The 15,868-nt window shown below is 69.6% G+C and carries 13 protein-coding genes; 3 read left to right on the top strand and 10 right to left on the bottom strand.

Translation table 11 applies throughout. The features are described from left to right. Nucleotides 1-252: 252 nt before the first annotated feature. Nucleotides 253-552: an NIPSNAP family protein gene (locus tag ACFW6B_RS12420; RefSeq protein WP_386594895.1), complete on the top strand. Its 300-nt coding sequence runs from the start codon at nt 253-255 to the stop codon at nt 550-552. 8 nt (nt 553-560) lie between these two features. Here ACFW6B_RS12420 and ACFW6B_RS12415 read toward each other — a convergent pair whose 3' ends face one another. Both ACFW6B_RS12415 and ACFW6B_RS12410 read right to left on the bottom strand, forming a co-directional pair. Beyond that, entirely contained in the window at nt 561-4,097 is a 3,537-nt protein-coding gene (locus tag ACFW6B_RS12415) for an AAA family ATPase (RefSeq protein WP_386594893.1), read from the bottom strand. 301 nt (nt 4,098-4,398) lie between these two features. Further along, nucleotides 4,399-4,836: an ATP-binding protein gene (locus ACFW6B_RS12410; protein WP_386594890.1), complete on the bottom strand. Its 438-nt coding sequence runs from the start codon at nt 4,834-4,836 to the stop codon at nt 4,399-4,401. 152 nt (nt 4,837-4,988) lie between these two features. Between ACFW6B_RS12410 and ACFW6B_RS12405 the strand changes: the two genes are divergently transcribed. Both ACFW6B_RS12405 and ACFW6B_RS12400 read left to right on the top strand, forming a co-directional pair. Beyond that, nucleotides 4,989-5,861: a helix-turn-helix domain-containing protein gene (locus tag ACFW6B_RS12405; protein WP_386594888.1), complete on the top strand. Its 873-nt coding sequence runs from the start codon at nt 4,989-4,991 to the stop codon at nt 5,859-5,861. Next, nucleotides 5,858-6,055 (top strand): DUF397 domain-containing protein, encoded by a 198-nt coding sequence (locus ACFW6B_RS12400; RefSeq protein WP_386594886.1) that lies wholly within the window; start codon nt 5,858-5,860, stop codon nt 6,053-6,055. The genes ACFW6B_RS12405 and ACFW6B_RS12400 overlap by 4 nt, the downstream gene beginning before the upstream one ends. 237 nt (nt 6,056-6,292) lie before the next feature. Here ACFW6B_RS12400 and cas2e read toward each other — a convergent pair whose 3' ends face one another. From cas2e to cas3, 8 genes are read right to left on the bottom strand one after another with little or no spacing between them, the layout of a single operon-like run. Next, a complete protein-coding gene (gene cas2e / locus ACFW6B_RS12395; protein ID WP_386594884.1) occupies nt 6,293-6,676 on the bottom strand; it encodes a type I-E CRISPR-associated endoribonuclease Cas2e in 384 nt (127 codons plus the stop codon). After that, entirely contained in the window at nt 6,673-7,641 is a 969-nt protein-coding gene (cas1e, locus tag ACFW6B_RS12390) for a type I-E CRISPR-associated endonuclease Cas1e (protein WP_386594882.1), read from the bottom strand. Before cas1e ends, cas2e begins: the two co-directional genes overlap by 4 nt. Then, entirely contained in the window at nt 7,638-8,420 is a 783-nt protein-coding gene (gene cas6e, locus ACFW6B_RS12385) for a type I-E CRISPR-associated protein Cas6/Cse3/CasE (protein ID WP_386594880.1), read from the bottom strand. The genes cas1e and cas6e overlap by 4 nt, the downstream gene beginning before the upstream one ends. After that, a complete protein-coding gene (cas5e, locus tag ACFW6B_RS12380) occupies nt 8,420-9,142 on the bottom strand; it encodes a type I-E CRISPR-associated protein Cas5/CasD (RefSeq protein ID WP_386594877.1) in 723 nt (240 codons plus the stop codon). Before cas5e ends, cas6e begins: the two co-directional genes overlap by 1 nt. Then, nucleotides 9,139-10,332 (bottom strand): type I-E CRISPR-associated protein Cas7/Cse4/CasC, encoded by a 1,194-nt coding sequence (cas7e, locus tag ACFW6B_RS12375; protein WP_386594875.1) that lies wholly within the window; start codon nt 10,330-10,332, stop codon nt 9,139-9,141. Before cas7e ends, cas5e begins: the two co-directional genes overlap by 4 nt. Further along, nucleotides 10,329-11,018 (bottom strand): type I-E CRISPR-associated protein Cse2/CasB, encoded by a 690-nt coding sequence (gene casB, locus ACFW6B_RS12370; protein ID WP_386594873.1) that lies wholly within the window; start codon nt 11,016-11,018, stop codon nt 10,329-10,331. The genes cas7e and casB overlap by 4 nt, the downstream gene beginning before the upstream one ends. After that, a complete protein-coding gene (gene casA / locus ACFW6B_RS12365; RefSeq protein WP_386594871.1) occupies nt 11,015-12,754 on the bottom strand; it encodes a type I-E CRISPR-associated protein Cse1/CasA in 1,740 nt (579 codons plus the stop codon). The genes casB and casA overlap by 4 nt, the downstream gene beginning before the upstream one ends. Beyond that, nucleotides 12,747-15,524, bottom strand: a complete 2,778-nt coding sequence (cas3, locus tag ACFW6B_RS12360) for a CRISPR-associated helicase Cas3' (protein WP_386594868.1) — start codon at nt 15,522-15,524, stop codon at nt 12,747-12,749. Before cas3 ends, casA begins: the two co-directional genes overlap by 8 nt. Nucleotides 15,525-15,868 lie beyond the last annotated feature (344 nt).

Raw genomic sequence — 15,868 nt, 5'->3', positions numbered from 1 at the left:
GGGGCCGTCGCATGTCTGCTGTCTTCGGTTGTGTTGCGCCGAGCGTAGGGCAGGCAACGACCCCTGAATCCGGCCAAGTCGGCGATGTTCACTCGCCCGAGTGAGTTTGCGCTGCGGGCGGGAGGGGTGGGGCTTGGTGGGGTTCTTTCTCTGCGGTCATGTGTCTTGAAAAGAGGCCGCCCCTCGCACCGGAACGCACGGAGTCGGGTTCCGGTGGTGCGCGGGGTTCACCGCTCGGAGAGGATGTCTGCCATGCCGAAGACCACGCAACTGCGCACGTACACCGTCCGGGACGGCCTGCTCGACGAGTGGGTGAAGCGCTGGCGGGACGAAATCGTTCCGTTGCGGCTGGAGTTGGGGTTCACGATCGACGGGGCCTGGGTGGACCGGGAGCTCAACCAGTTCGTCTGGCTGATCTCGTACGAGGGCCCGGAGACCTTCGCCGAGCGCAACGCGCTGTACTGGTCGTCGCCCGAGCGCCAGGCCATGGGCCTGAACCCGGACGACTACCTCGTCCACACCGGGGACCGAACGGTCGAGGGCGTCTACTGATCACACGGTCACGCGGGGTCGATCGGCAGCAGATGGTGCCGCCGTTCCTCCTGCGTCAGTGTGCGGAACACCCGCCCCCGGGTGATCGCCTCCAACCGGTCGTAGTCCGGCTCCGCCCACCACACACGCGCCGTCCCGTCGGCCGATGCCGTGAGCAGCCGCGTGCCGTCCGGGGACCATGCCACAGAGGTCACCTTGTCCTGGTGCACACCGATCACCTCGACTTCTTCGAGCGTGGCCGCGGACCAGACCCGTACGGTGCGGTCGTCGGCGCCCGTGGCGATGTGCCGGCCGTCGGGTGACCAGGCGACGGCGCGAAGCCGCCCCTCGTGCCCCTTCAGCACCGCGATACGCCGTCCGGTGACGACATCCCACACGGCGGCCGTCCAGTCGCCGGACGCGGTGGCGATCCTCGTCTCGTCCGGGGACCAGGCCGCGTCCTCCACGTAGTTCTCGTGGCCGCGCAGCACGGTGAACTGCCGCCCCTCCCCGACGTCCCACAGTCTGCACGTGCGGTCGTCGGAGCAACTGGCAAGCAGCCGTCCGCTCGGCGACCAGGCCACGCGTCCCACCCAGTCCTGGTGCTCCGTCAGTTTCAGCAGTTCGGTCCCGTCCCGCGCGGACAGGATACGTACGGCGCCGTCGTGACCCCCGGTGGCGATCCGGCCGCCGTCCGGGGACCACGCGCATCCCTCGACGACCTCACCCCGGCGTTCGAACAGCGTGCCGCCGTGTCCGTCGGCGATCCGGAGCAGACCGTCGTTGGTGCTGAACGCGAACCGTTCCCCCTCCGGAGCCCAGGCGACCGCCCAGACCCGGTCCTCCGACTCGGTCATCGGCCCGGCCGGAACCCCGGTCGCCGCGTCCCACACCCGTACGGTGCCGTCGTCCGAGGCCGTGGCGAAACGGCTGCCGTCGCCGGACCACGCGGCCTGATTCACCGGGCCTCGGTGTCCGTCGGCCAGGACGGCTTCAGCGCCACGCGGACGCAGGTCCCACACCATGCCGGTGCCGTCGGTGGAGCTGGTGGCGAGCATCGTCCCGCGGGGCGACCAGGTGACTCCCCACACCGTGTCCGCGTGGCCGCGCAGCACGGCCAGGACCTTGGCGTCCTCGGTGCCGACGATGCGCACGGTGCGATCGGACGAGGCACTGGCCAGCATCCGCCCGTCCGGCGACCAGGCCAGGTTCCACACATAGTCGGTGTGTCCTCGCAGAAGGAGGCGGAGGTCACCGGTTCCGGCGTCCCAGATGCGCGCGGTGTGGTCCCCGGAGCCCGTAGCGATGTGCCGCCCGTCCGGGGACCAGGCGATGCCCTCGACGAAGTCCGAATGCCCGGTGAGCGTGGTGGCCGCCGTACCGGTCGTCAGATCCCACACGATCGCGGTCTTGTCGTGGGAGGCGGAGGCGAGACGGTTGCCGTCCGGCGACCAGGCCACGCCCCATACGTCCTCCTCGTGCCCGTGCAGTGCGTGCACGAGCCGCCCGGTGTCCGCCTCCCAGACCCGCACGGTCCGGTCCTTGGAACTCGCCGCGACATGTCGGCCGTCCGGCGACCACGCCACCTGCCTGTTGAGGTCTTCGGCCCCGGTGAGCAGCCGGACCGGCTCTCCGGAGGCGGCGTCCCAGATCCGTACGACACGGTCGCGGCCGACGGTGGCCAGCCTCGCCGAGTCGGGTGACCAGGCGATGGACTCGACCATGACGCCGTCACAGGGCAGCACCAGCAGTGGACGTCCGGACGGCGCGTCGTAGACACGGCCCGTACCGTCCCTGGAGGCCGTGGCGAGCATGCGTCCGTCGGGCGACCAGGCGATGTGCCGGACCGTGTCGGTGTGTCCGTCGAGCCGGGAGCGAAGATGGCTCGCCGCCAGCGCAGCCATCAGCCCGCGCCTGGCCGAGGGGGTCGGCGCACACTCGCCCAGGGCGGCGAGCGAGAGCAGCAGGGAGCGCTCCGGCTCGCTCTCCGCGCTCAGCAGGACCTGTCGGCCGATACTGTCGGAGACCCGGTTCAGGAAGGTCAGGTCGCGGCGCTGCGAGGATTCGACGAGCGCGCGAGCGGGTGGGGACGCCTGCCCGGATTCCTCCAACGCGTCGAGCCAGCGCTGAGCGGCCGTGAGGCGTTCCCCGGTGAGGAGATAGTCGTCGCTGCGTCCGGCTCGCTCCCAGTCCGCCGCCCACCGCTCCAGTTCGGCCCGCTCGCGAAGCTGTTCGGCCCGCGCCTCGACCTCCTGCCGCAGCGGGGCCCATTGACGGAACAGGGCCTCGTGCGTCACCTGCGCGCAGGGCTCGCTGCTCGTCGCGGTGACACCGCCCCTGACGCCGGTGGACAACAGCCGCGCCTCGACAAAGGCGTCGACGACGTGGCGGTCCTCTTCATCCATCTCAGACAGCGGCACATGGCGGCGGGCCACGTCCTGCCCCTCGATCGTGACGAATCGGAGCAGGACGCGGAGGACGAAGTCGATGCCCACGCCCGCACCGAGCCCGGTCACGGTGTTGTCCGCCTGACGTGCCAGCGCGCCAGGCACCCCGCCGAGCCGCCTGTACAGCTCCCCGGTGACGGTCCCACCTGGGCCGGAGGCGAAATACAGCTCCTGGAGGAGGTAGGCGAGCAGCGGCAGGGCGTCGTCCGTCCCGGTCTCGCTCACGATGGTGTCGACGACTCCGGGCTCGAAGCGGAGGCCGACGAGAGCACCAGGTCTCTCCACGACTTCGGCAAGCTGCTCCCTGCCCAGCGCGCCGATGACGACAGGCTGTTGAAGGAGCTCCGCGTGTCCGGTTCCGAGAAGGCGACCGAGCAGGTCCACACGGACGGTGACCAGCACCCGAACCGCCGGCTCCTGCTCCACACAGGTACGCAACGCTTCGAGGAACTGGGCACGTTCACGCTCACCTGCCAGCGTGACGATCTCCTCGAACTGGTCGACCACGAGAAGAGTCCGCCGGAACCGGCCGCCGCGCAGCCGCGACAGCTCGGCTCGCAACGCGTCCGGCCCCTGGCGCAGCCTGCGCAGTACGGCGCTCGCCGCTTCCTGTCCGCCAGCGGCAGCCGCAAGCGCACTCGCCAGGGCGCCCAGCGGGCTGGGGCCGGGAGCGAAAGCCGGTACGACGGTCCAGCGACGTTCCCGGAGCCGGGGCATCACCCCGGCTCTGACCAGCGAGGACTTGCCACTCCCGGAAGCCCCGACCAGCACCAGGAACCGCTCCGCGGGGCGGGTCGCGGTGGAGTGCAGCCTTCGCGTCAGTTCGGCGGCCTGCGCCTCCCGGCCGAAGTAGGCGGGCGCCTCGTCCTCGTCGAACGCGTCGAGACCCGGGTACGGAACCCGATCACGCGGCCACTCGATCCGAGGCGGCGCGGGATTCTCCAGCCGATAGACGACGGCCTGACCGACCACGAGCGCCAGAATCAGCACTCCGATGGCCGGAACGGAGAACCGCTGAATCGCTTCCAGCACCCAGGGAGCCTCGTCGGTACTGGTCGCGTAGTTGGTGGCGATCCCCAGTAAGCAGGCGACCAGCGCCAGCATGATCTGGAGCGCCACCTGCAAACGGTTCCTCATCCAGCACCGCTCACGACCGTGTCGCCGCCTGTCGACACCGCTCAGCCCCCGTTCCGCCGACTGTGGAACACCGGCACCGTGTCTTCCGCCCGCCTCGCCGCCGACCGGTCGGGCCGGACGCTCATGACCATCTTCTGAGGCTTCACGGAGGCATTCAACGGTGTGTACGGGTTTCGGCCATACGCGGCCGTCGCTCACTCCCGGTCCGGCATGCACGGAGAACGGTGGGCAACCGGGCAAGGTCACGGGGCGTTACTGCTTCCCCTCTCGCCCCTCTCATCGGTCAGACGTGCGGCGCACCCTCCGGCGGGAGTACGACCTCTGCCCAGACCGTCTTGCGCGGGCGTAGCCCGGGAATCACGCCCCAACGGTCGGCGAGCGCCTCGACGAGAAGCAGGCCCCGACCGGACTCGGCATCATGGGCCGCCTCCCCGAGACACGGCAGACGGTCACCGTGGGTGTCGGTCACCTCGATGCGCAGAGTGTTCGCGACGACGTACAGGGTGAGACGGAAGTCCCGGCCGGGAACTCGACCGTGGACGGCCGCGTTCGCCGCGAGCTCGGCAACGATCTGGCGGGCCGGGTCCAAGAGGATTCCCCAGGAATGGAGTTGCTCGGCGGCGAGCAGGTGGGCACCGCGGGGCGTGGGAGACAGGCGGACGCTGAAATTGCGGATGGAGTGGTCGAGTCGGGTCTCGGGGGTGGAGGTTTCGCGGATCACGTCACTCAGAGTGGCGGCACACTTACCGTAAACGGTGACTATGCGACTGCGTACGGTGACTGTCCGGAGGTTGTCCGGCCGTGTCCGGGCTGTCCGGAACCGTCGTACGGGTAAGGCGCGTAAGGCACAACGGTACGGCGGAGGGGTGCGGGATGTCGGCGGACAACGTGGAGCAGCTCAAGAGCAAGGCGGACGAGCCGGGGTGGGAGGTGGACCCGGACGACGACTGGGGTGTCGCGGTTGTCACCACCGTCGGACGTCAACTGAAACTACGGCGGGAGGCGGCGGGGATGCGGGCCGCCGACTTCGGCGAGGCCGTTGGATACGGCGAGGACCTGATCTACAAAATCGAGGCGGGCAAGCGGATCCCTCGACCCGAGTACCTGGACAGGGCGGACGAGGTACTGGGGGCGGGTGGGTTGCTGTCGGCAATGAAGGAGGACGTGAAGAGGGTTCGCTATCCGAAGAAAGTGCGGGATCTGGCGCAGATGGAGGCGCGGTCCGTCGAGCTCGGGGTGTACGTGTGCCACAGCATCAGCGGCTTGTTGCAGACTGCGGGACATGCCAGGGTCGTATTCGAGTCTCGGCAACCTCCTTATTCAGAGGATGAAGTGGAACGGATGGTGGCTGCTCGTGTGGCCCGGCAGTCCATCTTCGAAAGGAAGCCCGCACCTTCGCTCAGCTTCGTACTGGAGGAAGCACCGCTACGGCGTCCGCTCGGAGGCACAATGGTGTGGCGGCAGCAGCTCGAACGGCTGCTGGAGGTGGGCTTGTTGCGCAACGTCACGCTTCAGGTGATGCCGACGCGCTGTGAGGTCCACCCAGGCCTGGACGGCAGGATCGAGTTGCTGAAGTTTGAGGATGGAACGGCGATGGGGCGCGCCGACGGAGCGTTCAACGGTCGACCGATCTCCGACCCTAGGCAGCTCCGCATCCTCGAACTGCGCTATGGCACCATCCGGGCACAGGCTCTTCCACCACGAGAGTCTCTGGCCTTCATCGAGCAACTGCTGGGAGAGACATGAACTACAAAGCCTCCTCCGAATTGGCGTGGTTCAAAAGCAGCTACAGCGACGGCAACGAAGGCGATTCCTGCGTCGAGATCGCTACTACTCCCGGCACCGTGCACATTCGCGACTCCAAGAACACCGCTGGCCCTCAGCTGGCTCTGGCGCCGGGGTCCTGGTCCGACTTCGTGTCGTACGTGGCCGAGGGCTGACTATCCCTGCAGGTGCGGGGAGCAGGGGTCGGCGATGTGGTACTCGCGGACCACCCCGGGACCATCCCCGCGGGTGCGGGGAGCAGTACGGCCTGGACATCGGAAAAATGATCGTCCAGGGACCATCCCCGCGGGTGCGGGGAGCAGACTGCACGACCTGCAGCTTTACCGTGGTCGGCGCTGCTTTCCGACCACTTTCTCTGATTCCGGCGAAAGATTCATAGCGGGCAAATGCTGTCAGATTCTGCCGAAGCGTCGGCGTTTGGAGGCTTTGCTCCAGCCGGTCGGTGGGCTCTGGGCGCTGGCAGGTGAGGTGGTACCCGGCGCTGGTTGGGGCGCGGGGGTGTTCGGGGCGGGGCGGCGAATCAGGGTGATGCCTTCGTGGTCGGTGGGGTGCCAGGCGTGGTCGTGGGTACGGAAGGTGAAGCCCTGTTCGTTGTTGGTGGTGTGGGCGAGCAGGGCGCGGCCTTGGCCGGAGTATTGCCGGACTTCGTCCCAGAGGACGTCGCGGACGCGGGCGGAGGGGTTGCCGACGAACACGCCTGCGGAGATTTCGAGGAGCCAGCGAGTGAGGAAACCCCGGAGGCCGACGGGGCAGTTGGTGAGGACGATGACGGTCACCAGAGCCTGTCCTCGTAGTCGTGGGGCCCGTCGTAATTGATCCCGGAAGCGACGTGGTGGCCGCCGTCGCTCTGGAGCGTGACCGTGTCCCGGTCGCCGTCTGCGGCAGTGGAGTCGGTCGCCTCCGGCAGCAGGAGCTGCTTGATGTCGTCGACGCACTGGTTGAGGAGGGAGGCCTCGTTGATGCGGTCACGTAGAGCCCGGCGGGTGCGGGAGCCGACGTCTTCGTCGCCCAGGGCGGCGACGTCGAAGGCGAGGGGAATGCCGATCCGGGTCTTGTAGAGGTCGGCGATGTCGAGGACGAAGGAGAGTTCGTGGCCGGAGTGGACGAAACCGAGAGCGGGGCTGCAGCCCAGTGACGTGACGACGGCGTGGGCGATGCCGTACATGCACTGGGCTGCGGCGGTGATGGCCTGGTTGACGGCGTCCCCGCTGGTGAAGTCGCCGGGGGTGTAGCGGCGGCCGTGCCAGGGGACACCGGTGCGGGCGGCCTGGGCTCGGTAGCAGTCCTTGACGCGTTTGCCTTCGTGGCCGAGGAGTTCGCGTCGGGTGAGGCCGGCGGGGTCCTCGTCGGGGAAGCGCAGACGGTACATCTCGCGTGCGACGGCCAGGCGGGTGCGGGGGTTTGCCCATTGCAGGGCCTGGGCCTCCATCAGGGAGGAGGAGCGGGTGAGTGCGCGGCCGGAGGCGTAGTAGCGCACGCCGTGTTCACCCACCCAGGCGACGGCGGCGCCGGTTTCGCCGAGGACGCTCATCGCCTGGTGGGTGATGCGGGTGCCAGGGCCCAGGAGGAGGGTTCCGATGGTGGCGGAGGGGATGTGAGTGGTTCCTTCGGCGTCCTGGGCGGTGATGGCGTTGGCGTCACGGTGGACGATGCAGCGTTCCAGATAGACGAAAGACAGACGTTCGGCGGTCCGGGTGAGGTGTCGGGGTGTGAGCGCCTGGCGCTGGGAGACCGTGCTCACGCGGTGGCCGGTCGGGCAAGGGGGGCGAGTGTGATGAGGCCGCAGCCGTAAGCCTTGGCGCGTCCGATGCCGTAGGTGAGGGTACGGCGCAGGGCAGCGGGGTCGGTGACTTCCAGGCGGCCGTCGAAGGTTATGGCGACAAGGGTGACGGGTTTGCCGCGCCTGCTTCCTTCCGCACTCCTGGACTTGTCGAAGGAGCGGCTGTTCTGGTTGCGGACGGACAGTTCGTACTGGTCTCCGTGGTGCTGGTTTTTGCCGTGGTAGGTCGTGCCGTGCGGCAGCAGTCGCTTGTCGTCGCCCTTCTCCAGGATGCGGAAACCGCAGCGCTCCTGGCGTTCGAGGAGCCATCGCATCTGGTGCACGGGGGTGAGGTGGGCGGTGACCTTGCGAGGTTCGTTGTCCTTGCGGCGGATGGTGTGGACCGGGTTGGCGGTCAGTCGGAAGGCCCAGCGGTCGCCCGTGGACAGCTTGTCGAGGAGCGGAGCGTAGGGCTTGGTCTGCCAGCCGGGGGCGTCAGGACCGGCGACGGCCGGCCAGCCTGCCTGCTCGACCAGGTGGGTCAGGTCCGGGGGCTCGGGGCTGACGATGTACAGGATCACCTCGGCGCGGGCCTGGTGGTCCAGGCGCCACAGCACGCGCGGGACGTCCGGATCGGGGATGTCGGTGGGCAGCAGCGTGGGGAACGAGGACATCACGGCCGCGTGCATGACCTGCGGCGAGGACAGCAGGCGCCGGGCGCCGGGCCGCGCCGTGTTCACGCGGAAGCGGGAGAGGAACATCAGCTGCTCTCATCCTCCAGAGCATCGAACGGGTCGTGGCGCGGGACTTCGGCCGGAACGCCGGGCAGGGGCACTGTGGTGGTGACGACGGTGCGCAGGGCGTGGCGGCGGTGTGCGGCGGTGAAGCTGAGCGGCTGATCGCGCAGGGTGTCCGCGGCGGTGTGTTCGGAGGCTGCCGCCTCGCGCAGCACGGTCAGTCCTTCCGGGGCCTGGTGACGATGCCGTCTGCGGTACCAGGAGGACGCCTGCCAGGGCACCTGTGCCAACACGCTCTCCAGCCGGGCGTCTTCGTACAGGCCGAGTTCGAGTCGTTCGGCCGGTGGGCAGGAGCGACGGCCGAGGAACGGCGCGTACACCGGGGACTTGAGGGCTGCGTACGACTGCGCCAGCAGTGTGTGCTCGCCTTCCAGGGCGGCGACGAACACGGCGTCCGCGAGGTAGAAGCGCTCCGACAGCGGCATCGACTTGCCGCTGACTCCATGGTGTGCGGTGTGGAAATCCCTGATGCGGGTGCCGGGTTGGTCGATCCGGACGCCGAACCGCAGAGCCGCCAAGGGCGCGAGTGCCGTGTCGTCGCCGCGTTCGATTCCCGCTGCGGCGGCGAGCAGGCCGATGACGCCGCTCTTGGTGGGGGCGGACTCGGTGGTGCGGCGGGTGAAACGGGAGGAGGCCCCCCAGGACTGCAGGGGGCCTGCCAGACGCAGGACGAGCACACCACTCATACGGGCTGCTCCAGCCGTTCGGCGACGGCGCGGCCGACGGCGGTGACGAGATCGCCCAGGGTGTCGGACTCGGGGCCGAGGCCGGCGAGCTTGAGAGTGTTGGGGCCGACGCGCAGGACCCAGGTGAGGGTGGATTCCTGGTCACCGTAGGCGCGTTCGATGTCGGGGATGTAGGCGGCGAGCCGGTCGGAAGCCTCGCGGACATGGCCGCCCTGGTCGCCTCGGACAGGCTCTTCGAAGGCGGCGACGAAGCTGATCGGGCGGGTGGTGCGGAGCTTGACGACGACGGCGTCGGGCAAGGTGTGGTGACCGAAGGTGTTGATCTTTCCGGTGGGCAGTGAGGCGACGAAGCTGTGCACGAACGCCTCCACGGCGCGGCGCACGGGCTCGGTGCGAGGTTCGTCCTCACGCAGTCCCTGGCCGAGGTTCGCGGCGAGCTGGTGTACGCCCAGGGCGGCGTAGCGGTAGAGGGTGGCGGAGTTGAAGTCGACGGTGCCGATCATTCCGGCGCCGGTCTCCTCCTCGGTGTTCTCGTCGTCGACCGCGGTGTAGTAGTCGGACTCGTTCTCCACCCGGTGGACGCTGAGCGCGTGGGCGACCTGGACCGCGGCATCGACGTTGAAGTCGGCGGCGTCGGCGACCATCCGTCCGAAGAGCGCGATGTCGACGGAGTGGCGGCTGTCCGCGATCTCCTTGGCCTTGTCCTTGTTCGCCTTCTCTTTCAGGTACGCGGTGATGTCGGCGGCGCCGTCGACGGCGAGGCGGGCCAGGCCGTCGAGCTGACGGGAGCTGAGGAAGACCAGGTACTTCGCCTCGGGTGCCACGGCCGCCCCGCTCTCCTTGGCGGCGTCGGCCTTCCGCTTGGGCACCTCCGTCTTCAGCCCGGTGGCCTTCACCGTCTCGTCGGCGAGCTGGAGCGCCCTCTGCCCGCGCAAGGATTCGTCCAGCGAGGCGATCCGCTCGGCGAGCACCTCCACGACCTTCTTCGTCCGCACACCGAGTTCGCCCGGGTCGAGGAGGCGTTCGTCGTCGAAGTAGGTGCGGGTGGCCCGCTTCCACGCCTGGCTGGAGACGCGGGCTCGGGACACGCCCCCGTACACGGCCGTCTTCGGTGCGCCGGTGTCATCGCGGTTGAGGTTGCTGGGCGGGACGGTCTGCAGGGCGTGCACGTCGAGGAAGATGCGGTTCACGAGGCGTCCTTGTCTCGGTCCGTGGGGCGGGAGGTGTCGTCGTCGGTGTTCTCGCGCGGCGGGTTCGCGTCCGCTTCCTGCCAGGCGTGGAAGGACCGACCCCATTCGCGGCGGACGGCGCCGTCGCCGCCGGGCCACTGCCACGCGTAAAGCTGTCCCGCGAGCAGGCCGTAGTCGAGCGGGATGTCCTCGCGGCGCAGCAGGACGACGAGTTCGCGCAGCCGCTGGGACAGGGTGGTCAGGTCTGCTGCGGTACCGGCCCGCACCAGACGCTTGCGTACGGGTTCGTCGATGCCGCCCGGCGGCATGAGGCGCCGGGCGGCCGCGCCCAGTCCGGCCGGACGCCGCGGAGAGTGCGGGCGGTGCATGCGCGCGCCTCGGGACTGCTGGTGCAGCGCCCACAGGGTGAGGGCCACGTGCACGGCGTTCTCCGCCCGCACGAGTTCCTCCTCTCTGAGAGGCCGAACGCCTTCGACGCGGGTGTGCAGGGGTGAGGTGTCGATCAGCGTCCACAGATCGGGCAGGTCGGCTGCATCGCGGCCTGCGCCGCGGCGCAGCCGGGCGAGCGCCGCGACGGCCGTGGACCGGTCGTCGAGGTAGCCCTCCTGCCATCCGGTGATCTGTGCGGCAGCCAGCTCGGCGACCCGTGTACGAACAGTCGGCACGGCGGTCGTGGTGGTGGTCATACGGGCACCTTCGGGTCGGTCACGGGGGAGCCGGGCTCCACCGGTTCGGACGTGCCGGGAGAGGTTGGGCGGGGCGGCAGGGGGCCGCCTTGGGGCTCTGGGCCCGAGGCGTACGCGCCGGGCAGGACGCGGGCCAGACGGGCGCGGAACCACCGGTCGGCCAGGCCAGCGTTGAGCCACTGCGTGCTCTTCTTGTCGGTGACCGTCCTGCCCTGCCAGGCAGCGTCCCCCGCCTGCTCGATAAGCCGCTCACCGAGCTCGCCGACCAGACGGTGCACGTCGCGCTGCCAGACACGACGTCGCTCGAACGGATCGTCGTCCGGTGCGAGGGCCGCGAGCCAGACGCGGTAGGGGTTCTCCACAGCGGCGAAGCCCAGTTCCCGGGCTGCCGACCGCTGCCCCTCCCCCTCGGAACCTGCCGCGCGCGCCAGATCGGTGGCCAGGTCACCGAGCGCGCGGACCGCGAGGTCGGCGTCCTCGGCCGCGCCGATCGCCTGCCGGGCACACGTACGCTCCTGCCGGTGCAGCAGCACCACGGGCATGGTCAGCCGGTCGTCGACGACCTCGTCGATCACGGACTGCTGCGTCCCGTACGCGGCGCCGATGATCCGGGCCCTGACCAGAAAGCCCCGCGGCAGTTCCCCGTCGGTGACCAGCCTGGCGATCCACTCCAGAATCCCCGGTCGCAGGTACGGGGCGGCTTCCGTGCCCTGGGTGGTCTCCGATCGGTCTGCGACGAGCGAGGCGATGCCCCGCCAGGCGGAGCGGGCCGGATCATGCTCGCGGGGGAGGTAGATCGGTGACCGGCGCAGCTTCTTCTCCTGGGCCGGGCTGCGCCGCCAGGCGGTCATCGGCTCCCGGCGGTGCGTGTTGCGGGAGGCGAGCGGATCACCGTAGCCGAGGACCACTCCGTGGACGCCGCTCTCGTCGTGGTGCAGCCGCAGCCGACGCGACTGCCACGTGTACAGGTCGCGCACACCGGTGGGGGTGCGTTCGCCGCCGCCGGGGCCGCACGGTTCACGCCGCCAGGCCGGCCGGTCGCCAGCCGTGAACTCCATCTCGTCGGTGTCGGCTGCCACGAGATTCAGCAGCAGCGTCTCGCGGAGTGTGTCGCCCTCCACGAAGACCCCGCCGAGACCTCCGGCCCACCCGGTACCCAGCGGATACACCTTGCCGCCCTTGACCCGGTCGTCGCCCACCGCGCCGGACTTGATCCCGGAGGTGTCGTAGGCATGGGCGTGAACGACCCAGCGGGCCGCCTCGGCGAAGGTGAGCCTCTCCACAGTGGGCATCCGGGCGGTGAAGAACGGCTCACCGTTGGGCACGTCGGCCACGATCCGGTTGAGGGAGAACACCTCGTCCTTCGCCGTGCGCAACTCGGCCGTCTGGAAGAACGGTTGAACCGGGTGAAGCAGATCGAAGCGTTCACGGTGGGCGTCCAGATAGGCGGCGACATCGGCGAAGCAATCCTGGTCGGCCCACAGGTCCGCCCAGTGCTCGATGTCGCGCGGGCCGTCGAGGGCATCGTGAGCAACGGCCAGCAGCAGCCGCAGCAGAGCGAACTCCTGGGTGGGCAGCTCCCCCACGATCCGGCGCACCTCACCGGCCCGGTCGAACACCTCACGCAGTGACAGCTCTTCCTGCACGCCGTCAGGGCCGAGGACCTCGATCCACGGTCGGCTCGTCAGGTCGAACTGTGGGGCAGGAGCCGCGCTGTTGCCGGTCGGTTCAGACACGGGTCACCTCCAGGCCGTCCAGCGGGCTGTAGTGAAGTGCAAAGCCTGCCAGTCGGGTCTGACAATCCTCATCGAGCGCAAGAATCAGCTGGTCAGACAGCCATGGGCTGTCCTTGCCCTGCCATGCGCACACATACAGCTGCTCCAGTTCTCCGATCGCCCGGTCCATCGTCTCGGCGTAGGAGAACTGGATGGGCAGTCTCAGCCCGCAACTCGCCGCCACACGGGCCGTGAACGGTCCCGGCGTCTGATCCTGGGGCAGTTCCAGCCCGCCGCGCTCGCGGCCTCTCGTGTCGGTGCCCAGCCACGGCAGCGTGGTGAGTGTGCCGTCTGCGCGCCGCTGCACGACCACGACCTCCAGGCTCTCCCGGCTGTCACGGACCTGCGCCCGCCCGGCACGGGTGTCATCGGTGTCGCCCACCCCGGCCGCCACCCATCCGAACAGCGGCCTGCCCGCACGGCCCACCTCGCCAAGCCGGAACGCCGCCGCCCGTTCCTCCTGATCGGCACGGTGCCGCTCGAACCGCTCCCGCGCCTCCTCCACCGTCGGCGCCCACCCCTCCAGCTCTACCGGGGCATCCCCGTAAGCGCCCTGCACGAGCGGGCTGATATCGGCAGGCAGCCGCACCGGTCGCCGCGGCCCGCCCTCCAGATGGGGCAACAGCACGGCAGCCGACCGCAGCAGCGCGTACGCCCCGTACACCGCGACCGACCCCCGCACGGGGACGGGCACGGGTGCCTCCCAGTCCGCCCCGGTCAGCAGGCACCGGGCCGTCCGCAGCCGCGCAGGCCGCTCCGACTGGCCCGCACCGCGCTGATGCCGGTGGAGCCGGCCCATCCGCTGCAGCAGCAGGTCCACCGGGCACAGATCGCTGACCAGCAGATCGAAGTCCACGTCCAGGGACTGCTCGGCCACCTGGCTGGCCACCACGATGTGCCGCCCTGCGGGTCGGGCCGTCGCTTTGCCCGGCGGACCGAACCGCCGCAGCAAGTCGCTGTCCTTCGCCGCCCGGTCGACATCGACGAAGCACGAGTGCGCCACCGTGACATCCTGCTCGCCAAATTTCTCCCGCAGCACCCGAGCGGTCTCCAGCACCCGCTTGACCGTGTTCCGCACGACCAGCACGCATCCGCCGTCCACCAGTTCCCGCTCAAGCCGGTCTGCCAGCACGTCCGGCCCGTCTGCCAGGCGCTCCACGCGGACATCCGTGCTGCGGGCCGACGCGGCCGGACAGCGCGCCACGGGCCTGCCTCCCGGCACCACAGCAGTCAGCAGCGGATACACCGCCTCGTCCGGCGCGCTCCCGGCCGCCTCGTCACGGACTCCGGCGTACGCCTCGACCAGCTGCCGTCGGCGCCCGGCAGGCAGCGTCGCCGACAGCACCACCACCGGCACCCGGTACGCACCCAGCCAGGTCAGCACCCGGTCCAGGTAGACACTCATGTAGGTGTCGTAGGCGTGCGCCTCGTCGATCACGACGACCTTGCCCGCCACCGCCAGATGACGAAGCGCCAGATGGCGGCTCTTCAGCCCCGCGAACAGCAGCTGATCGACAGTGCCGGCCACGAACGACGCCAGCATCGCCTTCTTACGGCCCCGCAGCCAGGCGTGCGCCACCAGTTCGGCACCCGCCGCCCCGGGCCCCGGAGCATCCGCATCCACGTCCACGGCCGCCACCCGCCCGCCACCAGCCAGCAGCCCCGCGAAAGCCTCGTTCAGCGCCGCCTTGGAATGCGCAAGGTGCACCGAGTGCCGCCCACCGCCCTCACCGGGCAGCCGCTTCAGCCACTCCAGCAACCGCGGAAACATGGCGTTACCCGTCGCCATGGTCGGCAACGCGAAGAACACCCCGCCCGCACCCGAACGTGCTGCGAAAACCTCCGCCACGGCAAGCGCCGCCTCCGTCTTGCCCTCACCCATCGGCGCCTCGATGACCATCAGCCCCGGCGCGTCCATCTCCCGCGCCAGCCCCACCGCTGCCTCCTGCACCGGGCGGACCTTCGCCCCCGCCGGAAGCCCGAACCTGGACGCGAACAGTTCCTGCGCATCCTCTGCGGGCTCCACAGCCCGCCACGCGGGCGGAAGATCCAGCCCACGCCACGCCGCGACCAGCCGCTCCTCGCCGTCCCGGGAACCGGCATCCGGGAAGTACGGAAAGAGATCAGGATTGCTCGCGATCCAATCGGAGACGATCACCAAAGCCGTCAGCAGCACCTGCACCGGCTGCGGCACCTTCACCGTCTGCCATGACTGGAGCTTGCCCCGCACGCCGAAGACGTCAGCGCAAGCGTCCAGCAACTCGGTCTGGGCCTGCCGCCACACTCCGCTGCTGGGGCCCGGCGTGCGCAGCAACTCCTCATGGTCGTAAAGCGCCTTGATCTGCCCGTTCTCCGGCGGGACTCCGTGATGCCCGCCCACAGCGACGGTGAACTGGCCCGTCTGCCTCGCCGCCCACCCGTGCCGCTCCTGGAGCCACTCCCCCAGCAGTATCTGACCGGCCAGTCCGTGCGGTGCCAGTCGCCGGTCCGGCCCCATCGCCTGACGGGACCGCATCTCCAACCCCTGCGTCCGCATCACGTCGGCGAGTTGATCCACCTGACAGGCGAAAGCCGGTGTCGCCTTGCCGATGTCATGCACACCGGCGAGCCATACAGCCAGCTTCCGCCCATCCGCCTCCCCCGCAGGCAGCGCCTCGGCGATCAACCGCCGCACACCGGCCGGAAGCCACTCATCCCACAACAGTCCGGCGACAGCGGCACTGTCCTCCATGTGCCGCCACAGTGGCAGCCAGCCATCGGTGTCACGATCATGCTTGGCCCACACCGACCGGGCCGGCCTTGCGAGTCGCCTGCTCAACTCCGTCTGCAAACGTGCCCCCTGCGTACGTCGTGCCTCGACGAATACAGCAATTGGCAGCACGAAGTGCCTTGTTCCGGCATAAACCCACGAGACTGCCGCTGACCACCCCGTCACACATACCTGCCCCAGCCCACGCCTCCAAGGACTGCCAACCGCTCCTCGTGCCGGTGTCCGCGGGTATGGTCCCGGCATGCACGGACCCGATGACGCCTATAGACCAGGTGTCACCGATTGCGACACTTTGAGAAGAATGC

Source organism: Streptomyces sp. NPDC058751 (assembly GCF_042746485.1).
GTDB lineage: Bacteria > Actinomycetota > Actinomycetes > Streptomycetales > Streptomycetaceae > Streptomyces.
This window is presented reverse-complemented; position numbering and strand designations above follow the sequence as displayed.